Source organism: Microbacterium sp. LMC-P-041 (assembly GCF_030209555.1).
Lineage (GTDB): Bacteria > Actinomycetota > Actinomycetes > Actinomycetales > Microbacteriaceae > Microbacterium.
The window spans coordinates 773776-791986 of record NZ_JARVRV010000001.1; the positions used below are offsets into that span (position 1 = coordinate 773776).

At 69.1% G+C, this 18211-nt stretch carries 16 protein-coding genes; 10 read left to right on the top strand and 6 right to left on the bottom strand.

All coding sequences use genetic code 11. From position 1 onward, the window contains the following. Positions 1-23 precede the first annotated feature (23 nt). The 3 genes from QRN21_RS03700 to QRN21_RS03710 are packed head-to-tail and all read right to left on the bottom strand — an operon-like array spanning position 24 to position 3471. On the bottom strand, positions 24-869 hold the full coding sequence (locus QRN21_RS03700; protein WP_053095423.1) for a transglutaminase family protein: 846 nt from the start codon (positions 867-869) through the stop codon (positions 24-26). Next, positions 866-1792 (bottom strand): alpha-E domain-containing protein, encoded by a 927-nt coding sequence (locus QRN21_RS03705; protein WP_053095422.1) that lies wholly within the window; start codon positions 1790-1792, stop codon positions 866-868. The genes QRN21_RS03700 and QRN21_RS03705 overlap by 4 nt, the downstream gene beginning before the upstream one ends. Beyond that, a complete protein-coding gene (locus QRN21_RS03710) occupies positions 1786-3471 on the bottom strand; it encodes a circularly permuted type 2 ATP-grasp protein (RefSeq protein WP_285363150.1) in 1686 nt (561 codons plus the stop codon). The genes QRN21_RS03705 and QRN21_RS03710 overlap by 7 nt, the downstream gene beginning before the upstream one ends. 204 nt (positions 3472-3675) lie before the next feature. On the opposite strand from QRN21_RS03710, the gene QRN21_RS03715 reads away from it, so the two are divergent. From QRN21_RS03715 to QRN21_RS03725, 3 genes are read left to right on the top strand one after another with little or no spacing between them, the layout of a single operon-like run. Next, the gene (locus QRN21_RS03715; protein WP_285363151.1) at positions 3676-5439 is read left to right on the top strand and encodes a thiamine pyrophosphate-binding protein; all 1764 of its coding nucleotides are present in this window, start codon (positions 3676-3678) and stop codon (positions 5437-5439) included. Positions 5440-5466: 27 nt separating this feature from the next. Next, the gene (locus QRN21_RS03720; RefSeq protein WP_285363152.1) at positions 5467-6321 is read left to right on the top strand and encodes a PhzF family phenazine biosynthesis protein; all 855 of its coding nucleotides are present in this window, start codon (positions 5467-5469) and stop codon (positions 6319-6321) included. 37 nt (positions 6322-6358) lie between these two features. Then, positions 6359-6799: an NUDIX hydrolase gene (locus QRN21_RS03725; protein WP_187250114.1), complete on the top strand. Its 441-nt coding sequence runs from the start codon at positions 6359-6361 to the stop codon at positions 6797-6799. Between the two features lie 19 nt (positions 6800-6818). Here the strand turns inward: QRN21_RS03725 and QRN21_RS03730 are convergent, their stop codons facing one another. Together QRN21_RS03730 and QRN21_RS03735 are read right to left on the bottom strand one after the other, a co-directional pair. Then, positions 6819-7199 (bottom strand): VOC family protein, encoded by a 381-nt coding sequence (locus QRN21_RS03730; RefSeq protein ID WP_285363153.1) that lies wholly within the window; start codon positions 7197-7199, stop codon positions 6819-6821. A 231-nt stretch (positions 7200-7430) separates the two neighbouring features. Then, a complete protein-coding gene (locus QRN21_RS03735) occupies positions 7431-9302 on the bottom strand; it encodes an FAD-dependent monooxygenase (protein ID WP_285363154.1) in 1872 nt (623 codons plus the stop codon). Positions 9303-9434: 132 nt separating this feature from the next. On the opposite strand from QRN21_RS03735, the gene QRN21_RS03740 reads away from it, so the two are divergent. Next, positions 9435-10136, top strand: coding sequence for an IclR family transcriptional regulator (locus QRN21_RS03740; RefSeq protein ID WP_053095415.1), 702 nt, complete (start codon positions 9435-9437; stop codon positions 10134-10136). A gap of 92 nt (positions 10137-10228) precedes the next feature. On the opposite strand, the gene QRN21_RS03745 is transcribed toward QRN21_RS03740, so the two are convergent. Beyond that, on the bottom strand, positions 10229-11608 hold the full coding sequence (locus QRN21_RS03745; RefSeq protein ID WP_053095414.1) for an MFS transporter: 1380 nt from the start codon (positions 11606-11608) through the stop codon (positions 10229-10231). A 154-nt stretch (positions 11609-11762) separates the two neighbouring features. Between QRN21_RS03745 and QRN21_RS03750 the strand changes: the two genes are divergently transcribed. The 6 genes from QRN21_RS03750 to QRN21_RS03775 are packed head-to-tail and all read left to right on the top strand — an operon-like array spanning position 11763 to position 18194. Next, positions 11763-13217 carry a fumarylacetoacetate hydrolase family protein gene (locus tag QRN21_RS03750; RefSeq protein WP_285363183.1) on the top strand — a complete coding sequence of 485 codons (1455 nt, stop codon included), beginning with the start codon at positions 11763-11765 and terminating at the stop codon, positions 13215-13217. Further along, on the top strand, positions 13214-13900 hold the full coding sequence (locus QRN21_RS03755; RefSeq protein ID WP_053095412.1) for a GntR family transcriptional regulator: 687 nt from the start codon (positions 13214-13216) through the stop codon (positions 13898-13900). Before QRN21_RS03750 ends, QRN21_RS03755 begins: the two co-directional genes overlap by 4 nt. Then, positions 13897-15393, top strand: a complete 1497-nt coding sequence (hpaE, locus tag QRN21_RS03760; RefSeq protein ID WP_053095411.1) for a 5-carboxymethyl-2-hydroxymuconate semialdehyde dehydrogenase — start codon at positions 13897-13899, stop codon at positions 15391-15393. Before QRN21_RS03755 ends, hpaE begins: the two co-directional genes overlap by 4 nt. A gap of 13 nt (positions 15394-15406) precedes the next feature. Next, positions 15407-16570 (top strand): 3,4-dihydroxyphenylacetate 2,3-dioxygenase, encoded by a 1164-nt coding sequence (hpaD, locus tag QRN21_RS03765; protein WP_285363155.1) that lies wholly within the window; start codon positions 15407-15409, stop codon positions 16568-16570. A 50-nt stretch (positions 16571-16620) separates the two neighbouring features. After that, entirely contained in the window at positions 16621-17406 is a 786-nt protein-coding gene (locus QRN21_RS03770) for a fumarylacetoacetate hydrolase family protein (protein WP_056277427.1), read from the top strand. Further along, positions 17391-18194 carry an HpcH/HpaI aldolase family protein gene (locus tag QRN21_RS03775; RefSeq protein ID WP_285363156.1) on the top strand — a complete coding sequence of 268 codons (804 nt, stop codon included), beginning with the start codon at positions 17391-17393 and terminating at the stop codon, positions 18192-18194. The genes QRN21_RS03770 and QRN21_RS03775 overlap by 16 nt, the downstream gene beginning before the upstream one ends. Positions 18195-18211: the final 17 nt, after the last annotated feature.

Consider the following 18211-nt stretch of genomic DNA (forward strand, 5'->3'; position numbering starts at 1 on the left):
CGAACTCCCGCCACGCCGTCGCCTCAGCCGAGGCGGGTGACCTCGACCGAGACGAAGAGCTCGGAGGCGCTGGGTCCCGCGTACACCCCGCGCAGCGGTGCGACATCGGCGTAGTCCCGACCGTGGCCGACATAGACGTGCGATTCGCCGATGTCGACGAGGTTGGTGGGGTCGTATCCGCGCCACTCGCCGGAGTACCACTCCACCCAGGCGTGCGACTCCCCCGTCACAGCCTGTCCGATCGCGGCCGTCGGATCGGGATGCAGGTACCCCGACACGTAGCGCGCCGGGATCCCCGCGGCGCGCAGCACGCCCAGCGCCACATGAGCGATGTCCTGGCAGACGCCGGACCGGGTGGGCCACGCGTCGCGAGCGGTCGAGCTCACGCCGGTGACGCCGCTGCGATACTCCATGGCCTCCCCGACGGTGCGGCAGATCTCGCGGGCCGTCTCGTCGACGCCACCACCCTCCGCTTCGATGTGCAGGGCGAGGTCGCGCATCTCGTCATCGGGAGCGGTGGCAGGCGTCTGCGCCACGCATTCCGCGAGTTCGAGCGATTGGGGTATCCGGGCTGCCAGCTCGTCCCAGTCGATGTCCGCCTCTCCCGTCGGCAGCGGCCTCACATCCACCACGCTCGTCGCGGTGACCGAGAGCATCTGATGCGGGGTCAGCAGCTCGAACGTCGAGACCCGGGTGTCCCAGTAGTCGGTGTACGAGTGCTGGGTCGCGGTCGGCGATATGTCGAGCGTCGCCTGCAGCACGAACTGTCCGTCCCGGGAGTGCGGCAGCATCCGCGCCTCGTTGTACGACGCCGTCGCCGGCTGCTCGTAGCGGAAGCCGGTGCGGTGAACGATCTTGAGCCGACTCACAGCGCCTCTCCGATCCACACCGGCATCGCGATCGAGGGGAAGTACCGCTCCCTGATCGCGTCACTCGCCACCGACATCCCCACCTGGACCTCCTCCATGCTCTCCGACAGCCGATGCACGGTGTCGCCGATCGGTCGGTATTCGAGCTCCGACCGCATGCGTCCCAAGACGCGATGCGCCCGATCGGGTACGCCGAACGCACCCGCCGGATCGATACCGCGCAGACACTCCTCGGCCTGGAGGATGCTCGAGAGCACCGATCGGGGGAACAGCCGGTCGATCAGGAGGAACTCCACGGCGGACGCTCCCGTGGGCACCGCCCGGTGGCTGCGCAGATGGGCTTCGTACGCCCCGCAGCTGCGCAGCAGCGTCGTCCAGCTCGGCCCGCCTGCCTCGGTCAGCGACCGCGTCGCCAGCAGCCGCGCCGTCATGTCCGCGCGCTCGATCGAGCGGCCGAGCACGAAGAAGTGCCAGGCCTCATCCCGGCTCGTCGAGGAGTCGACGACCCCGAAGGCCAGCGCCGACCGATCACGCACCCAGCGGAAGAACGGGTGCGTCTTGTCCGAGGCGATCCGCCGCGGCATCCGTGCGTTCGACTCGTTCAGCGTCTCCCAGAGGTCCGTCGAGATGATCTCGCGCGCTCGACGAGCGTTCTCCCGCGCCGCCGCGATCGAATGGGCGATCGACGCGGAGTGCTCACGATCCAGCGCGAGCAGCCGCACGACGTCGTCCCGGCTCAGCACGGTGCCGGCATCCGCCGTCGTCCCCATCACCGACAGGAGCGCCCGACATGCGGTGTCCTCCTCGACCCACGGATCCTCGAGCAGCAGCTGCAGGTGCACATCGAGGATGCGGGCGGTGCCGTCGGCGCGCTCGACGTAGCGGCCGATCCAGAACAGCGCCTCGGCGATGCGACTCAGCATCCTGCGCCTCCCTGCTGCTGCTGCTGTTGCTGCTGTTGCTGCTGGTGGTGACGCAGGTCCAGGTCCTCGTCCTGCGGAGACGAGAGGAAGGGCGGATGCGGTTCCTCACGCGCCGGAGCGACCACGGCGATCGCCCCGGTCGCCAGCGACACCTCGTCTGCGGCGGCGTCCGGGTCGCCGTCCAGAGTCGACGTCGGCCCGGTGAAGAGCGACGGATCCAGCACCCAGGTGTCCTTCGACCCTCCGCCCTGGCTCGAGTTCACAACGAGCTGCCCCTCGGGCAGAGCGACGCGCGTGAGACCGCCGGGCAGCACCCAGATGTCGTGCCCGTCATTCACGGCGAAGGGTCGCAGATCGACGTGTCTCGGGCGGAATCCGTCCTCCACGAGCGTCGGGATGGTCGAGAGCTGCACGACCGGCTGGGCGATCCAGCCTCGGGGATCCGCCCGCAGCGACCGACGCAACTCGTCCAGCGTCTCGCGCGACGCGTCGGGACCGACGACCAGCCCCTTCCCGCCGGATCCGTCGACGGGCTTCACCACCAGCTCGTCGAGCCTGTCGAGCACCTCCTCCAGCGCGTCCGGCTCCTCGAGCCGCCAGGTGTCGACGTTCGGGATCACCGGCTCCTCTCCCAGGTAGTAGCGGATCAGATCGGGGACGTACGTGTACACGAGCTTGTCGTCGGCCACGCCGTTGCCGACGGCGTTCGCGAGCGTCACGGTGCCGAGGCGCGCCGCGAGCATCAGCCCCGGTGCGCCCAGCACCGAGTCCGGACGGAACTGCTGCGGGTCGAGGAACTCGTCATCGACCCTGCGGTAGATCACGTCCACCCGCGTCGGCCCCGAGGTCGTGTGCATCCACACCCGACCGCCCGAGCAGAAGAGATCGCGTCCTTCGACGAGCTCGATGCCCATCATGCGAGCGAGCAGGGTGTGCTCGTAGTACGCCGAGTTGTGCACCCCGGGGGTCAGCACGACGACTGTCGGATCATCGACGCCGTCCGGCGCCGCCGCACGCAGCGCCTGGAGCAGCCGGCCCGGGTAGTCGACGACGGGACGCACGCGCAGGCTGGTGAACAGCTCGGGGAGCGTCTGCGCCATCACCCGGCGATTCGCGAGCACGTAGCTGACGCCGCTCGGCACGCGCACGTTGTCCTCGAGCACGCGCCAGGCTCCGAGCTCGTCGCGGATGACGTCGATCCCCGCGACATGGATGCGCACGCCGTTCGCTCCGACGATGCCGGCCGCCTGACGGTGGAAGTGCGCGGAGGAGCTGATCAGCGACGAGGGGATCACGCCGTCCTGCACCGCATGTTGCCGGCCGTAGACGTCGGCAAGGAAGGCCTCGAGCGCACGCACCCGCTGCTTCACCCCTGACTCGACATAGCGCCAGTCGTCGGCGGCGACCACGCGAGGCACCACGTCGAGCGGGAACGGACGCTCCTCCCCGGCGAAGTCGAACGTCACGCCCTGCGCGAGGTACGAGCTGGCGAGCGCGTCGGTCCGTGCCCTCAGCTCGGCGTCGTCCATGCTCGCGAGCGCGGGATACATGTCCTGATAGGGCAGGCGCACTCCCCCACCACCGGGCTGCGCATCGGCAGGGAACATCTCGTCCCACGGCGCGGCCCCCGCTCGCTGCGGCGACCGGCGCGAGGTGTATCCGTCGAACAGTGACTCCATGGCCGCATGTTTCCGTGTCGCGGTTTCGGCGGTGTTACGCGCGCAAGTCGGCGCCGCGTCGGCACGGGCGCGATAGGATCGACGCGTCCGGCGCTCTCCGACGCCGGTGCCTGAAAAAGAGGCACGAAGCTCCCCACGATGACGCGGGGGCGAGACACATACGGAATACGAACGTTCTCCGTCCCTGTCTCGAAAGGCTTTCGCATGCCCTCCGTCTCCGCGCACGTCGCACTCACTCTCGCCCAGCACATCGACGCCGTCTTCGGTGTGATGGGCAACGGCAACGCCTACTTCCTCGATGCGATCGAGACCCAGACGGATGCCGTCTTCACGGCCGTCCGTCATGAGCAGGGCGCAGTGGTCGCCGCCGATGCGCACTTCCGCGCGTCCGGCAGGATCGCCGCGGGCACCTCGACCTACGGCGCCGGTTTCACGAACACCCTCACAGCACTCGCCGAGGCCGTGCAGGCGCATGTCCCCCTCGTGCTGGTGGTGGGCGATGAGCCGACGTCCGGCCCTCGTCCGTGGGACGTCGACCAGATCGCCCTGGCCTCGGCGGTCGGTGCCCGCACCTACACGGTCGGGCACGCGGATGCCGCAGCGACCACCGTCATCGCGATCGAGCACGCACTGACCTACCGCGTGCCCGTCGTGCTGGCGATCCCCTACGACGTGGCCTCACGCGAGGCCGGCCCGGTGCCCGAGGCTCCACTGCCGCGCATCCCCGCGCCGCTCGCACCGCGCGGCGAGTTCGCCGAGGGCACGCTCGACGAGATCGCCCAGGCGCTTCACGGAGCATCGCGCCCCTTCCTGCTGGCGGGTCGCGGCGCCTGGCTCGCGGGGGCCGGTGCGGCGCTCGGCGAGCTGGCGACCCTCACCGGCGCTCTGACGGCGTCGTCGGCGCTGGGGCGCGGTGTCTTCCCCGACACCCGGTTCGACCTCGGCGTCACGGGAGGATTCGGGGCCGACGGCGCCATGCAACTCGTGCGCACCGCCGATGTCGCCGTGGTGTTCGGCGCCTCGCTGAACCAGTTCACGATGCGATTCGGCGAACTCTTCGCACCGGGCACCAGGGTCTTCCAGATCGACATCGCGCCCGCAGCCACGCACCCGCACGTCGGCGGCTTCGTGCGTGCGGATGCTCGCGTGGCGGCCGAGGAGCTCGTCGCCCGGGTCGGCTCGCTCGGCTCCGGCGCCGCCCCTGAGAGCGGTTCTGCCGAGCACGGCCTCGGAGCGGAGGCACACCGCGCCGAGACTCCTACTGTCCAGCACGGCGAGTCGCACCCGGCATCCGACGCTGTGCCCGCACAGCCGTGGCGCGAGACGGTCGACGTCGAGGCCGCACGCGCGTACGACGAGGGCGACGAGCTCGCTCCCGACGGACGCCTCGACCCCCGCTCCGCCGCCCGCCGCATCGCCGAGCTCCTGCCCTCCGATCGCGTCGTCGTCTCCGACGGCGGGCACTTCATCGGCTGGGCGAACATGTACTGGCCGGTCGAGGCCCCCGACCGCATGATGATGGTCGGCACCGCCTTCCAGTCGATCGGGCAGGGCTGGCCGAGTGTCGTCGGCGCAGCCCTCGCCCGCCGCGAGTCGACCGTCGTGCTGACGTCGGGCGACGGCGGCGGACTCATGGCGATCGCCGACCTCGAGTCGGCCGTGCGCGCGGCAGCGGGTCGAGGCATCGCCGTGATCTGGAACGACGCCGCCTACGGTGCCGAGGTCAACCTCTACGGGCTCAAGGGGCTCGCCGAGGGCCCGATGCGCATCCCCGAGGTCGACTTCGCGGCGTTCGGCGCCGCGGTGGGCGCGGAGGGCGTCGTCGTGAAGACGCTCGCAGACCTCGATCGACTCGCCACATGGACGCAGGAGGATGCTGCGACGCGGCGGTTCCTGCTGCTCGACCTGCGCATCTCGGGTGACGTGATCGCGCCCTACCAGCAGGAGATCATCCGCGTGAATTCCTGACCTCGCCGAGTCGCTAGGCTCCTCGTCATGACCGAGAATTCCGGAGTCCTGCGATACAGCGCATTCGCCGCGACGCCCGACGGCGGCAACCCCGCGGGAGTCGTACTCGATGGCTCAGATCTGAGCGACGAGCAGATGCAGCGGATCGCCGTGGATGTCGGATTCTCCGAGACCGCCTTCCTCGTCGCACGCACCGATGGCGACGGTGTGCCGCGCTACCGGGCGCGTTACTGGTCGCCGGCGGCTGAGGTGCCGTTCTGCGGACACGCGACCGTCGCGACGGCGGTCGCCCTCGCCGAGCGCGACGGGCCGGGCGATGTCGTGTTCGACACGAACGCGGGCGCTGTGACGCTGCGCTCGACGGTGGATCGGGATGGCGCGGTGACCGTGTCGTTCACGAGCGTCGAGCCGCAGGTGCGCGATCTCGGCTCCGACGTGCTCGACCGGTTCCTCGCGCTGCTCGGACTCACCCCGGCGGATCTCGATGAGCGCTTCCCCGCCAAGGAATCGTTCGCCGGCAACTGGCATCCGATCGTCGTGCTCCGTGATTGGGAGCTGTTCGATCAGTTCCGCTTCTCGCCCGCCGAGGTCGCCGCACTCATGCGCGAGCAGGGGTGGTTCGGCACCTCGACAGTGCTGCACGCGGCGAGCACCGCCGACTTCGATGCCCGCAACCTCTTCCCGGTGGGACGGATCACCGAGGACCCGGCGACGGGCTCGGCGGCTGCATCGGTCGGGGCGTATCTGCGCGACCTCGGACACCCGGCGACGACCGTCCGCATCCATCAGGGCGCTCACGTGCGTCGTCCGAGCCTCTTGACCGTGACGATCCCGCCGACCGGCGGCATCGAGGTCTCCGGTGGGGCGTCCCTCCTGACCTGAGCCCGTCGTCACACACCCGCTGCGTTAGCCTTCCGAGATGCCTGCCATCCGCAACATCGCCGTCGGCCTGCCCGTCAAGGACGGACACCTGCTCGCGCTCGAAGGGCACGACGCCTCGCGCGGCCTGGACTTCCTCCGGGCGATCGGCGGCGGGATCGAATTCGGTGAGACCGCCGCAGAAGCTCTCGGTCGCGAGTTCATGGAGGAGCTCGGCGTCACTCTCGAGGGCGCCGAGCCACTCGGCGTCTTCGAGAACATCTTCACGTACGAAGGCGCGCCCGGTCACGAGATCGCCCATGTGTTCGCGGTGACATCCGCCCAGCTGGATGCGGTGCCTCTCGACGCCGAGCTTCACATCCTCGACGAGGGCAGCCCGGTGCGCTGGGTGCCGATCGACGACATCCGTGCCGGCACCCGCGTCCTGTTCCCCGAGGGCGCACCGGAAGCGCTGCTCACCCTCGTCGAGCGCGTCCGGTGAGCGTCCGGATCACAGAACGTCAGGACTGAGCGCTGTAGTCGGGAAGCTCCTGCAGTGTCCAGGTGTTGCCGTCGGGGTCGTCGAAGGTGACGAAACGGCCCCACGCCTGCTCATCGACCCCCTGCGCCTCGACGCCGAGGCCCGTCAGATGCGCCAGCGCCTCATCGGCATCCGGAACGACCACCTGGATCGTGTTCTGCTGCCCAGGCAGCAGTCCCTCGCCCAGGTTGGTGCCGAAGGCGATCGAGCAGGCCGACCCGGGCGGTGTCATCTGCACGAACCTCAGGCCCTCGTAGGGCACCTGATCATGATCGGCGTGGAAGCCGATCCTCTCGTAGAACTCCTTCGACCGGTCGACATCCGAGACCGGGACGAAGATCAATTCGATCTTCCACTCCATCGCGCATTCCTCCTGTCGGGGCGCCTTCGCCCATCGGCCCTCAGAGTACGCGGGGCCTCCGACACCCGCCAGAGGCTCTCGCCGGAAGCAGTCTGCGCTCGTCACTGACGCCCGATGGGGAGGAGATCTGCGATCGGGAGGGCGTCCTGCGCAGGAAGCACCTCCCGATCGCAGATCCCCTCCGGATCGCAGATCCCCTCCGGATCGCAGATCCCCTCCCGGATCGCAGGCTCAGGATGCCGGCAGCAGCGCCCCCTCGAAGAACGACGCCAGCTCGTCCGTCGCGTCGAGGGGCAGTATCGCGGCGACGTACTGATCGGGCCGCACCACGACGATGACGCCGTCGCGCGACAGCCCCCGCGCCTCGAAGATGTCGGTCTCGGTCCACTTCGACGGGCCGGCCGCGTAGACCTTCTCCCAGTCGGTGAGCCCGAGCGGACCGGTCTTCGGCTGGAACAGCGCAGGCGCCGAGGTGACCTCGACCTCCTCGTGCGGCTGCTGGTAGATCGCCTTGACGTCGAAGACGGCATCGGCGTCGGCATCCGCAGGCGTGAACCGGGAGAGCACCGGAGCCGTCGACTCGGCCCACGCGTCGAGCGTCGCCGCATCGCGACCCGCGAACGCGTAGACGCGCCAGCGCCCGTCCGCCTTGGCGTGGTGCCCGAGATGGACCGCGTTGCCGTCGCCCACCCGCACGACCTCGGCCGACTTGAAGCGCTTGCCGAGGGGGAAGCCGCCCGCGAGTGCCTGATGTGCGTCCGAGCCGGTGATCATCGACGAGGTGTACTGCGTCATGAAGCCGGAGGGGAACTCCGCCGTCGCCAGGTAGTACGTCGCGAGGTCCGTGGGGTCGGTGATCTCCGACGGCTTGCGCGCCATCAGGGTCGACCACTCCCGATCGAAGTCGATGAGCTGCTGCGCGACCGGCCGACGCTCAGCACCGTAGGTCGCGAGCAGCGCCTCGGGCGCCCGACCGGTCAGTACCGATCCGAGCTTCCAGCCGAGGTTGAATCCGTCCTGCATCGACACGTTCATGCCCTGGCCGGCCTTCGCGCTGTGGGTGTGGCAGGCATCGCCCGTGAGGAACACGTGCGGCGTGCGACCCGACCCGTCGATCACGTCGTCGAACCCGTCGGTGACCCGGTGGCCGACCTCGTAGACGCTGTGCCACGCGACCTCCTTCACGTCCAGCGTGTAGGGGCTGAGGATCGCGTTCGCCTTGGCGATGATGTCCTCGATGGGCGTCTGCCGCACGCGGTGGTCGTCGTCCTCGGCGACCTCGCCGAGGTCGATGTACATCCGGCTGAGGTACCCGCCCTCCCGCGGGATGTGCAGGATGTTGCCCGCCTCCGAGTTGATCGCGCACTTGGTGCGCCAGTCGGGGAAGTCGGTGTTCACGAGGACGTCCATGACACCCCAGGCATGCGCAGCGCTGCCGCCGACGTGCGTGCGGCCGATCGCCTGGCGCACGCCGCTGCGTGCGCCGTCGCAGCCGACGACGTACTTCGCGCGGATCGTGCGCTCTTCGCCGGTCCGCTCCCCTGCGACGTAGCGCAGGGAGACCTCGACCGGGTGCTCGCCCTCGTCGTGCACGGTGAGTCCGGCGAACTCGATGCCGTAGTCGGGCGCGATGCGGCCGGGACCGTTCGACGCCGCCTCGGCGAAGTAGTCGAGCACGCGTGCCTGGTTGACGATGAGGTGCGGGAACTCGCAGATGTCGTAGGCGTAGTCCGCCGTCCGCGACGTGCGGACGATCTCGTCGGGCTTCTCGGGATTCGGACCCCAGAAGTTCATCCAGCCGATGTTGTAGGCCTCGGCGATGATGCGCTCGGCGAATCCGAACGCCTGGAACGTCTCGACGCTGCGCGGCTGGATGCCGTCGGCCTGCCCGAGCACCAGACGGCCCTCGCGCTTCTCGATGATGCGCGTGGAGATGTCGGGATACTGCGACATCTGCGCCGCGAGCAGCATGCCGGCGGGACCCGAGCCGACGATCAGCACATCGATCTCGTCGGGGAGGTCGGCGGGCCGGTCCGCGCCGAGCCCCGCGGCGTCCTTCACGCGGGGGTCTCCGGAGACATAGCCGTGGTGGTGGAACTGCATCGTCGTCGATTCCTTCCGGACTTCTCTGTCAGGTGTTGCCTTCGAACGGTGCGTGTTCTATATTCGAACACAACGTTCTACTATTGAACACAGCTTAGGGACGGTCGTCTCGAAACGCAAGGGAGCGCACGCATGCCCGAAGGCACTCCGGCCTCGCAGACCCTGAGCCGCGGCATCCGCATCCTGGAGGTTCTCGCCGATGCGCGGATCCCCCTCACGATCGACGAGATCGCCGCGCGACTCGACGTGCATCGCTCGGTGGCGTATCGCCTGCTGCGCACCTTGGAAGACCACCGACTCATCGGAAGGGACGCCTCAGGCGCCGTGACCCTGGGACCGCGCATGGCCGCGCTGGCAGCGGGCGTGGCTCACGATCTGCAGGCCGAGGCCATCCCCGAGCTGACCGCGATCGCCAACGAGCTCGGCATGACCTGCTTCCTCGGCGTGCTCGACGGCGATGACTGCATCACGCTCGCGAGCATCGAACCCCGCCACGCGATCGCGAGCGTCGCCCAGCGACCGGGCGCCAGGCACTCCGTCACGGTCGGAGCGCCCGGCAAGGCGATCCTCACGCAGCTCCCGGTGTCCCAGTGGCCCGGAGAACCGGGGGCGACACTGCGCGCAGAGGTCGACCGAGCTCGCGCCCGCGGATATGCGACGAGCCATGACGAGGTCATCCCCACCGTGCAGTCCGTCGCCGTGCCCCTCGTGCTGCGCGGCCAGCGGCCCGCGGCGATCGCGGTCGTCCACGTCGCGACCGCCCTCGACGACGCCGAGATCGCGGACCGCCTGAGGCGCTCGGCATCCGCGATCCGCGACGCGCTCGACGGCTGAGCGCTCGGCGGCGGAGAACCGGACCGACGCTCTCCTGCACACGCACGAGCGCACGCCCACCAGGCGGACGTGCGCTCGTGCGTGGATGCGGGTCAGGCCCTGGCGAGCCCGCGGATCGGGCTCACGGACTGCTCCTCCTCGTGATCCGGCCCCAGCGGGATGCCCGAGCGATCACGCAGCAGCAGCGTCGCCACGAGGCCGAGCAGCGTCATGCCGGCGAGATACCACGTGACGGCCTGCGTCGAGCCGGTCGCCTGCACGATGGCGGTCGCGATGGTCGGAGCGAACGCACCGCCGGCGATGGCGCCGATCGCATACGAGATCGAGACGCCCGAGAAGCGGATGCTGGCGGGGAAGAGCTCGGTGTAGAGCGCCGCCTGCGGCCCGTAGGTGAAGCCGAGACCGATCGTGAGGATCGCGAGGCCGGCGAACAGCAGTCCGACCTGGCCGGTGTTCACGAGCGGGAAGAGCGTGAACACACCGACGAGCTGCATCACCCAGCCGATGATGTAGGTGGTGCGCCGACCGATGCGGTCCGACAGCCACCCGGCGATGAGCGTCGTGATGAGCCAGGTGACGGCCGAGCCGGTGACCGCCCACAGCACCGGTCCGCGCTCGAGACCGATCGGGCCCTCGGGGTTGGTGGCGTAGCCCTGGATGTATCCGCCGGTCGTCATGTACCCGACCGCGTTGTTGCCGGCGAAGACGAGGGCGGCGACGATGACGAGCAGGAGGTGCTTGCGGAACAGCTGCACGATCGGCATGCTCGCCTTCTCCTTGCGCTCGGCGAGCTCGATGAACACCGGGCTCTCCTCGACCTTGCGGCGCACGTAGTAGCCGACCAGGATCAGGACGACGCTGAGCAGGAACGGGATGCGCCAGCCCCACTGGATGAACTGGTCTCCGGGGGCGATCGCCGTCATCAGCGCCATCACTCCCGACGCGAGCAGCAGACCGAGCGGCACACCGATCTGGGGCGATGCGCCGAAGATCCCGCGCTTCTTCTTCGGGGCGTGCTCGACGGCCATCAGCACCGCACCGCCCCACTCGCCTCCGGCCGAGATGCCCTGCAGGATGCGCAACAGCACCAGCAGGATGGGTGCGGCGATCCCGATCGCGTCGTAGGTCGGCAGGACTCCGATGAGCGCGGTCGCCGCTCCCATCAGGATCAGCGTCCACATGAGAACAGTCTTGCGCCCGAGCTTGTCGCCGTAGTGTCCCGCGAGGAACGCTCCGAGCGGGCGGAAGAGGAAGCTGACGCCGACGGTGGCGAAGGCGATCAACGCGCTGTTCGCGCCGAGCGGCTCGAAGAAGAGCTGCCCGAAGACCAGCCCGACCGCCGTGGCGTAGATGAAGAAGTCGTACCACTCGACCGTGGTGCCGACGACGGTGGCGAACACGACCCGGCGCCGATCGGCCGGTGTCGCGATGGTTCCGGTGGGTGTGAACCCAGCCTGTGACTGCCCGCTCATAGGGGTGTCTCCTTTGATTGTGACCGCATTGTCACGGCTCGCGTCCGAGGTGTGTCGAGTTGCTTGCCGAGGGGTGACACGATGATATATGATTTCGAATACGACGCACAAGGCGTCGACGTGAAGCGCGAGGAGGCGCCCCGTGACGGCATCCATGACCCGCCCCGGCAAGATCATCGCGATCCATCTGAGCTACGCCTCCCGAGCCGACCAGCGCGGCCGGCGCCCCGCAGCTCCCTCCTACTTCTTCAAGCCGGCGAGTTCCGTCGGTGTCTCCGGGGGCACGGTCGAGCGCCCGGCCGGCACCGAGCTGCTCGCATTCGAGGGCGAGATCGCGCTCGTCATCGGCACCCCTGCCCGCCGCGTCTCGCTCGATGACGCGTGGAGCCATGTCGGCTGGGTCACCGCCTCGAACGACCTCGGCCTCTACGACCTGCGCGCCAACGACAAGGGATCCAACGTGCGCTCCAAGGGCGGCGACGGCTACACGCCTCTCGGCCCCGAGCTGATCGACGCCCGCACGGTCGACCCCGCGGCCCTGCGCGTCCGGGCCTGGGTCAACGGAGACCTGCGTCAGGACGACACCACCGCCGGCCTCATCTTCCCCCTCGCCCAGCTGGTCGCCGACCTCTCTCAGCACTTCACGCTCGAACCCGGCGACGTCATCCTCACCGGCACGCCCGCGGGTTCCTCCGTGATCGTCCCCGGCGACGTGGTCGAGATCGAGGTGGATGCTCCGGATGCCGAGGGCTCCCCCTCCTCGGGACGCCTGGTGACCACCGTCACCCAGGGCGATGTGCCCTTCGACGCCGAGGTCGGCTCGCTTCCCGCCGTCGACGACCTGCAGCGCACCGAGGCATGGGGCTCCCGCGAAGACGCGGGTCTGCCGCCTGAGGCCACGTCCGCGCTGTCCCCCGAGCTCCGCGCCAAGCTGATGGAAGCTCCGACAGCCGGCCTCTCGTCGCAGCTGCGCAAGCGCGGACACCACTCGTGCTTCATCGATGGCGTCTCTGCGAACCTCCCCGGCAGCAAGATCGTCGGCACAGCCAAGACGCTGCGCTTCGTGCCGTTCAGAGAAGACCTGTTCGCGAGCCATGGCGGCGGATACAACGCCCAGAAGCGGGCGTTCGATGCCGTCGGCGAGGGCGAGATCATCGTGATCGAAGCGCGCGGCGACGCGACCACCGGAACACTGGGCGACATCCTCGCGCTCCGCGCCCGCGCCCGCGGCGCCGCCGGAGTCGTGACCGACGGCGGTGTGCGCGACTTCGACGCGGTCGCCGAGATCGGCCTCCCGGTCTTCTCGCAGGGCGCTCATCCCTCCGTCCTCGGACGCAGGCACGTGCCGTGGGACTCCGACGTCACCATCTCGTGCGGAGGCGCCACGGTCCAGCCGGGCGACATCATCGTGGGCGACGGCGACGGCGTCATCGTGATCCCTCCCTCGCTCGCCGAGCAGGTCGCAGACGATGCTCTCGCGCAGGAGATCGAGGACGCGTGGATCGCCGAGCAGGTCGCCGCCGGACATCCGGTCGACGGCCTCTTCCCGCTCAACGCCGCGTGGCGGGAGAAGTACGAAGCCGCCACCGGCACCGGTGCCGGCTCATGACGACGGTGGCGAACTCCAGCAAGTCGGAGCAGGCGTACGCCTGGATCCGCTCACGGATCTCGGGACACGTCTTCGGCCCCGGTTACCGTCTGGTGCTGGGATCGTTGGCGGAAGAGCTCGGGATGAGCGTCGTGCCGGTGCGTGAAGCGATCCGCCGGCTCGAAGCCGAGGGCCTCGTGACGTTCGAGCGCAACGTGGGCGCGCGGGTGACCCTCGTCGACGAGAGCGAATACGCGCACACGATGCAGACGCTCGGGCTGGTCGAAGGCTCGGCCACCGCCCTCTCCGCTCCCTTCCTCGACGCCGAGGCGCTCGACGCCGCGGAGGCGGTGAACGAGCGGATGATCCAGATGCTCGGTCATCTCGACGCCCATGCGTTCACCGAGCTCAACAGGCAGTTCCATTCGCTGCTCTTCGAACCCTGCCCGAATCCGCACCTGCTCGACCTCGTGCACCGTGGCTGGGCGCGGCTGTCCGGCATCCGGGATTCGACCTTCGCCTACGTGCCCGGCCGGGCTCAGCACTCGGTCGAGGAGCACGCGCAGATCCTCGAGCTGATCCGAACGGGCGCCGACCCGCTCGAGATCGAGCTCGCCGCCCGCAATCACCGCCTGCGCACGAGGGACGCCTTCCTCGACGCGCTGCACACCCGTTCTCACCACAACTCAGGAGACGAGTCATGACCGATTCCCGCATCCCCGCAGACCTGCCCGACCACATCCAGCACTACATCGACGGAGCGTTCGTCGACTCCGTCGACGGTGACACGTTCGATGTGCTCGATCCGGTGACGAACAAGACCTACACGACCGCAGCCGCCGGCAAGAAGGCCGACATCGAGCTCGCCGTCGCCGCTGCCACGCGCGCGTTCGACGAGGGCCCCTGGCCTCGGATGCTGCCGCGGGAGCGCTCGCGAGTGCTGCACAGGATCGCCGACATCGTCGAGTCGCGGGATGCCCGCCTCGCCGAGCTCGAGTCGTACGACTCCGGCCTGCCGATCACCCAGGCGCTCGGCCAGGCCCGCCGCGCGGCCGAGAACTTCCGCTTCTTCGCCGACCTGATCGTCGCCCAGTCCGATGACGCCTTCAAGGTTCCCGGCAAGCAGATGAACTACGTCAACCGCAAGCCGATCGGCGTCGCCGGCCTCATCACGCCGTGGAACACGCCGTTCATGCTCGAGTCGTGGAAGCTCGGCCCCGCACTCGCGACCGGCAACACCGTGGTGCTCAAGCCCGCCGAGTTCACGCCGCTCTCCGCCTCGCTCTGGGCGGGCATCTTCGAGGAGGCCGGGCTGCCGCAGGGCGTGTTCAATCTCGTGAACGGCCTCGGCGAAGACGCCGGAGACGCCCTCGTGAAGCACCCCGACGTGCCGCTCATCTCGTTCACGGGCGAGAGCTCGACCGGACAGCTGATCTTCGGCAACGCCGCACCGTTCCTCAAGGGCCTGTCGATGGAGCTCGGCGGCAAGTCCCCCGCCGTCGTCTTCGCCGATGCCGATATCGAGGCCGCGGTCGACGCGACGATCTTCGGCGTGTTCTCCCTCAACGGCGAGCGCTGCACCGCCGGCTCCCGCATCCTCGTCGAGCGCTCCATCTACGAGGAGTTCGTCGAGCGCTACGCCGCCCAGGCGAAGCGCGTGAAGGTCGGCTACCCGCACGACCCGGCCACCGAGGTCGGCGCGCTCGTGCACCCCGAGCACTACGACAAGGTGATGAGCTACGTCGAGATCGGCAAGACCGAGGGCCGCCTCGTCGCCGGCGGCGGCCGCCCCGAGGGCTTCGACGAGGGCAACTTCGTCGCGCCGACGGTGTTCGCCGACGTCTCCCCCGATGCCCGCATCTTCCAGGAGGAGATCTTCGGCCCCGTCGTCGCCATCACCCCGTTCGACTCCGACGACGAGGCGCTCTCGCTCGCGAACAACACGAAGTACGGCCTGGCCGCCTACATCTGGACGAACGACCTGAAGCGCGCCCACAACTTCGCGCAGTCCGTGGAGGCGGGCATGGTGTGGCTGAACAGCAACAACGTGCGCGACCTGCGCACCCCCTTCGGCGGCGTCAAGGCTTCGGGCCTGGGCCACGAGGGCGGCTACCGCTCGATCGACTTCTACACCGACCAGCAGAGCGTGCACATCACGCTCGGCGGCGCGCACAACCCGACCTTCGGCAAGAACTGAGCAAGGACCCGACATGACCGACAAGACTGCGAAGACGCTGACCTCCTCGGGCTACTACGTGAGCCAGGAGGCTCCGATCGAGACCGCCAACCCGATCGCGACCCCCGAGAGCACTCCCCCGGACGTGCTGCGCTGCGCCTACATGGAGCTGGTCGTCACCGACCTCGCGGCCTCGCGGGTGTTCTACGTCGACGTCCTGGGGCTGTATGTCACCGAAGAGGACGACGAGGCGATCTACCTCCGCTCGACCGAGGAGTTCATCCACCACAACCTCGTGCTGCGCAAGGGGCCGATCGCCGCTGTCGCCGCGTTCTCCTACCGCGTGCGCTCGGCTGAGGATCTCGACCTCGCCGTGGCGTTCTACACCGAGCTCGGCTGCGACGTGCGCCGCAACCCGGAGGGCTTCGTCAAGGGCGTCGGCGACTCGGTGCGCGTGGTCGACCCGCTGGGCTTCCCCATCGAGTTCTTCCACCAGTCCGACCACGTCGAGCGCATGTCGTGGCGCTACGACCTGCACATCCCGGGCGAGCTCGTTCGACTCGACCACTTCAACCAGGTCACCCCCGACGTGCCCCGCGCCGTGAAGTTCATGCAGGACCTGGGATTCCGCGTCACGGAGGACATCCAGGACGATGAGGGCACCGTGTATGCGGCGTGGATGCGTCGCAAGCCCACCGTGCACGACACCGCGATGACCGGCGGCGACGGTCCGCGCATGCACCACGTCTGCTTCGCGACGCACGAGAAGCACAACATCTTGGCGATCTGCGACAAGCTCGGAGCCCTCCGCCGCTCCGACGCGATCGAGCGCGGCCCGGGCCGTCACGGCGTCTCGAACGCGTTCTACCTCTACCTCCGCGACCCCGACGGTCACCGTGTCGAGGTCTACACGCAGGACTACTACACGGGCGACCCCGACAACCCCGTCATCACCTGGGATGTGCACGACAACCAGCGCCGCGACTGGTGGGGCAACCCGGTCGTCCCGTCCTGGTACACCGAGGCCTCGCTCGTGCTCGACCTCGACGGCGACCCGCAGCCCGTCGTCGCCCGCACCGACGACTCCGAGATGGCCGTCACGATCGGCGCCGACGGCTTCTCATACACGCGACCCGGCGACGACGAGGCCATGCCGGAGTACAAGCAGGGCGAGTACAAGCTCGGCCACCAGCTCTGATCGATTCATCCGCAGGTTCGCACGCAGGTTCGCACACAGAGGAGAGACGGATGCTGTCAGCAGACATCGTCGCGCAGATCGCCGGAGAGCTCGCCGAGGCCGATCGGACCCACTCCGTGATCCCCCGGATCACCGCCCGGTACCCGGACGCGACGGTCGAGGATTCCTACGCGATCCAGGGAGTCTGGCGCGACTCGCAGATCGCCGCGGGACGCCGTCTCGTCGGACGCAAGATCGGATTGACGTCGAAGGCGATGCAGCAGGCCACCGGCATCACCGAGCCCGACTACGGGGTGATGTTCGACGACACCGTCTACGAGTCGGGTGCCGAGATCCCGGTCGACCACTTCTCGAACGTGCGCATCGAGGTCGAGCTCGCGTTCGTGCTCAAGCATCCGCTCGAGGGGCCCGACTGCACGCTCGACGACGCCCTCGCCGCGATCGACTACGCCGTGCCGGCGCTCGAGGTGCTGAACTCGCACATCGAGCTCGAGGGCAGGACGATCGTCGACACGATCAGCGACAACGCCGCCTACGGGGCCATGGTCCTCGGCGATGTGCACAGGCGCCCGGACGAGATCGACCTGCGATGGGTGCCCGGCGTGCTCTCGCGCAACGGCGAGATCGAGGAGACCGGAGTCGCCGCCGGCGTGCTGGGCCACCCCGCCACCGGCGTCGCCTGGCTCGCGAACAAGTTCCACCAGCACGGCGCGCGTCTCGAGGCCGGCGAGGTCATCCTGGCAGGATCGTTCACACGCCCGATGTGGGTGTCTCGCGGCGATCAGGTGCTGTGCGACTACGGACCGATGGGAACGATCGAATGCCGCTTCATCTGAGCCCCTCCTTCCGCGAGCATCTCGCCGCCTCCGATCGCCCGCTCATCGGGATGTGGGCGTGCTCCGGCAGTTCTCTCGTCACCGAGGTGGCTGCGGGCTCGGGCCTCGACTGGCTGCTGATCGACATGGAGCATTCGGCCAACACGCTCGAGTCCACGCTGCTGCAGCTGCAGGTCGTCGCCGCCTATCCGATCACCCCGGTGGTGCGCGTGCCGTCCAACGACACCGTGGCGATCAAGCAGGTCCTCGACCTCGGAGCACAGAACCTCATCGTCCCGATGGTCTCGTCGGCCGAGGAGGCACGCGCGGCCGTCTCGGCGACCCGCTATCCGCCAGAGGGCGTCCGAGGAGTCGGAAGCGCGCTCGCCCGCAGCGCGCGCTGGAACCGGGTCGACGGCTACCTGCGCGACTCGGCGCGGCACACCTCCCTCATCGTGCAGATCGAGACGGTCGCCGGGGTGGAGGCCGCCTCCGAGATCGCGGCGGTCGAGGGCGTGGACGCCGTGTTCGTGGGCCCGTCCGACCTCTCCGCGTCGATGGGACTGCTCGGCCAGCAGACGCATCCGGATGTCGTCGCCGCCGTCGAGCAGGTGTTCGCCGCGGTCGCGGCCGCAGGCACGCCCGTCGGTGTGAACGCCTTCGATCCCTCCGCCGCCGATGCGTACACCGCCGCCGGCGCGGACTTCGTGGCGGTCGGTGCCGACGTGGCGATGCTGGCACGCGCATCCGAGGCTCTGGCCGCCCGCTTCATCCCGGCATCCGACGACACGACCCGCGCCAGCTACTGACGCCTGCCGCTGCCCTC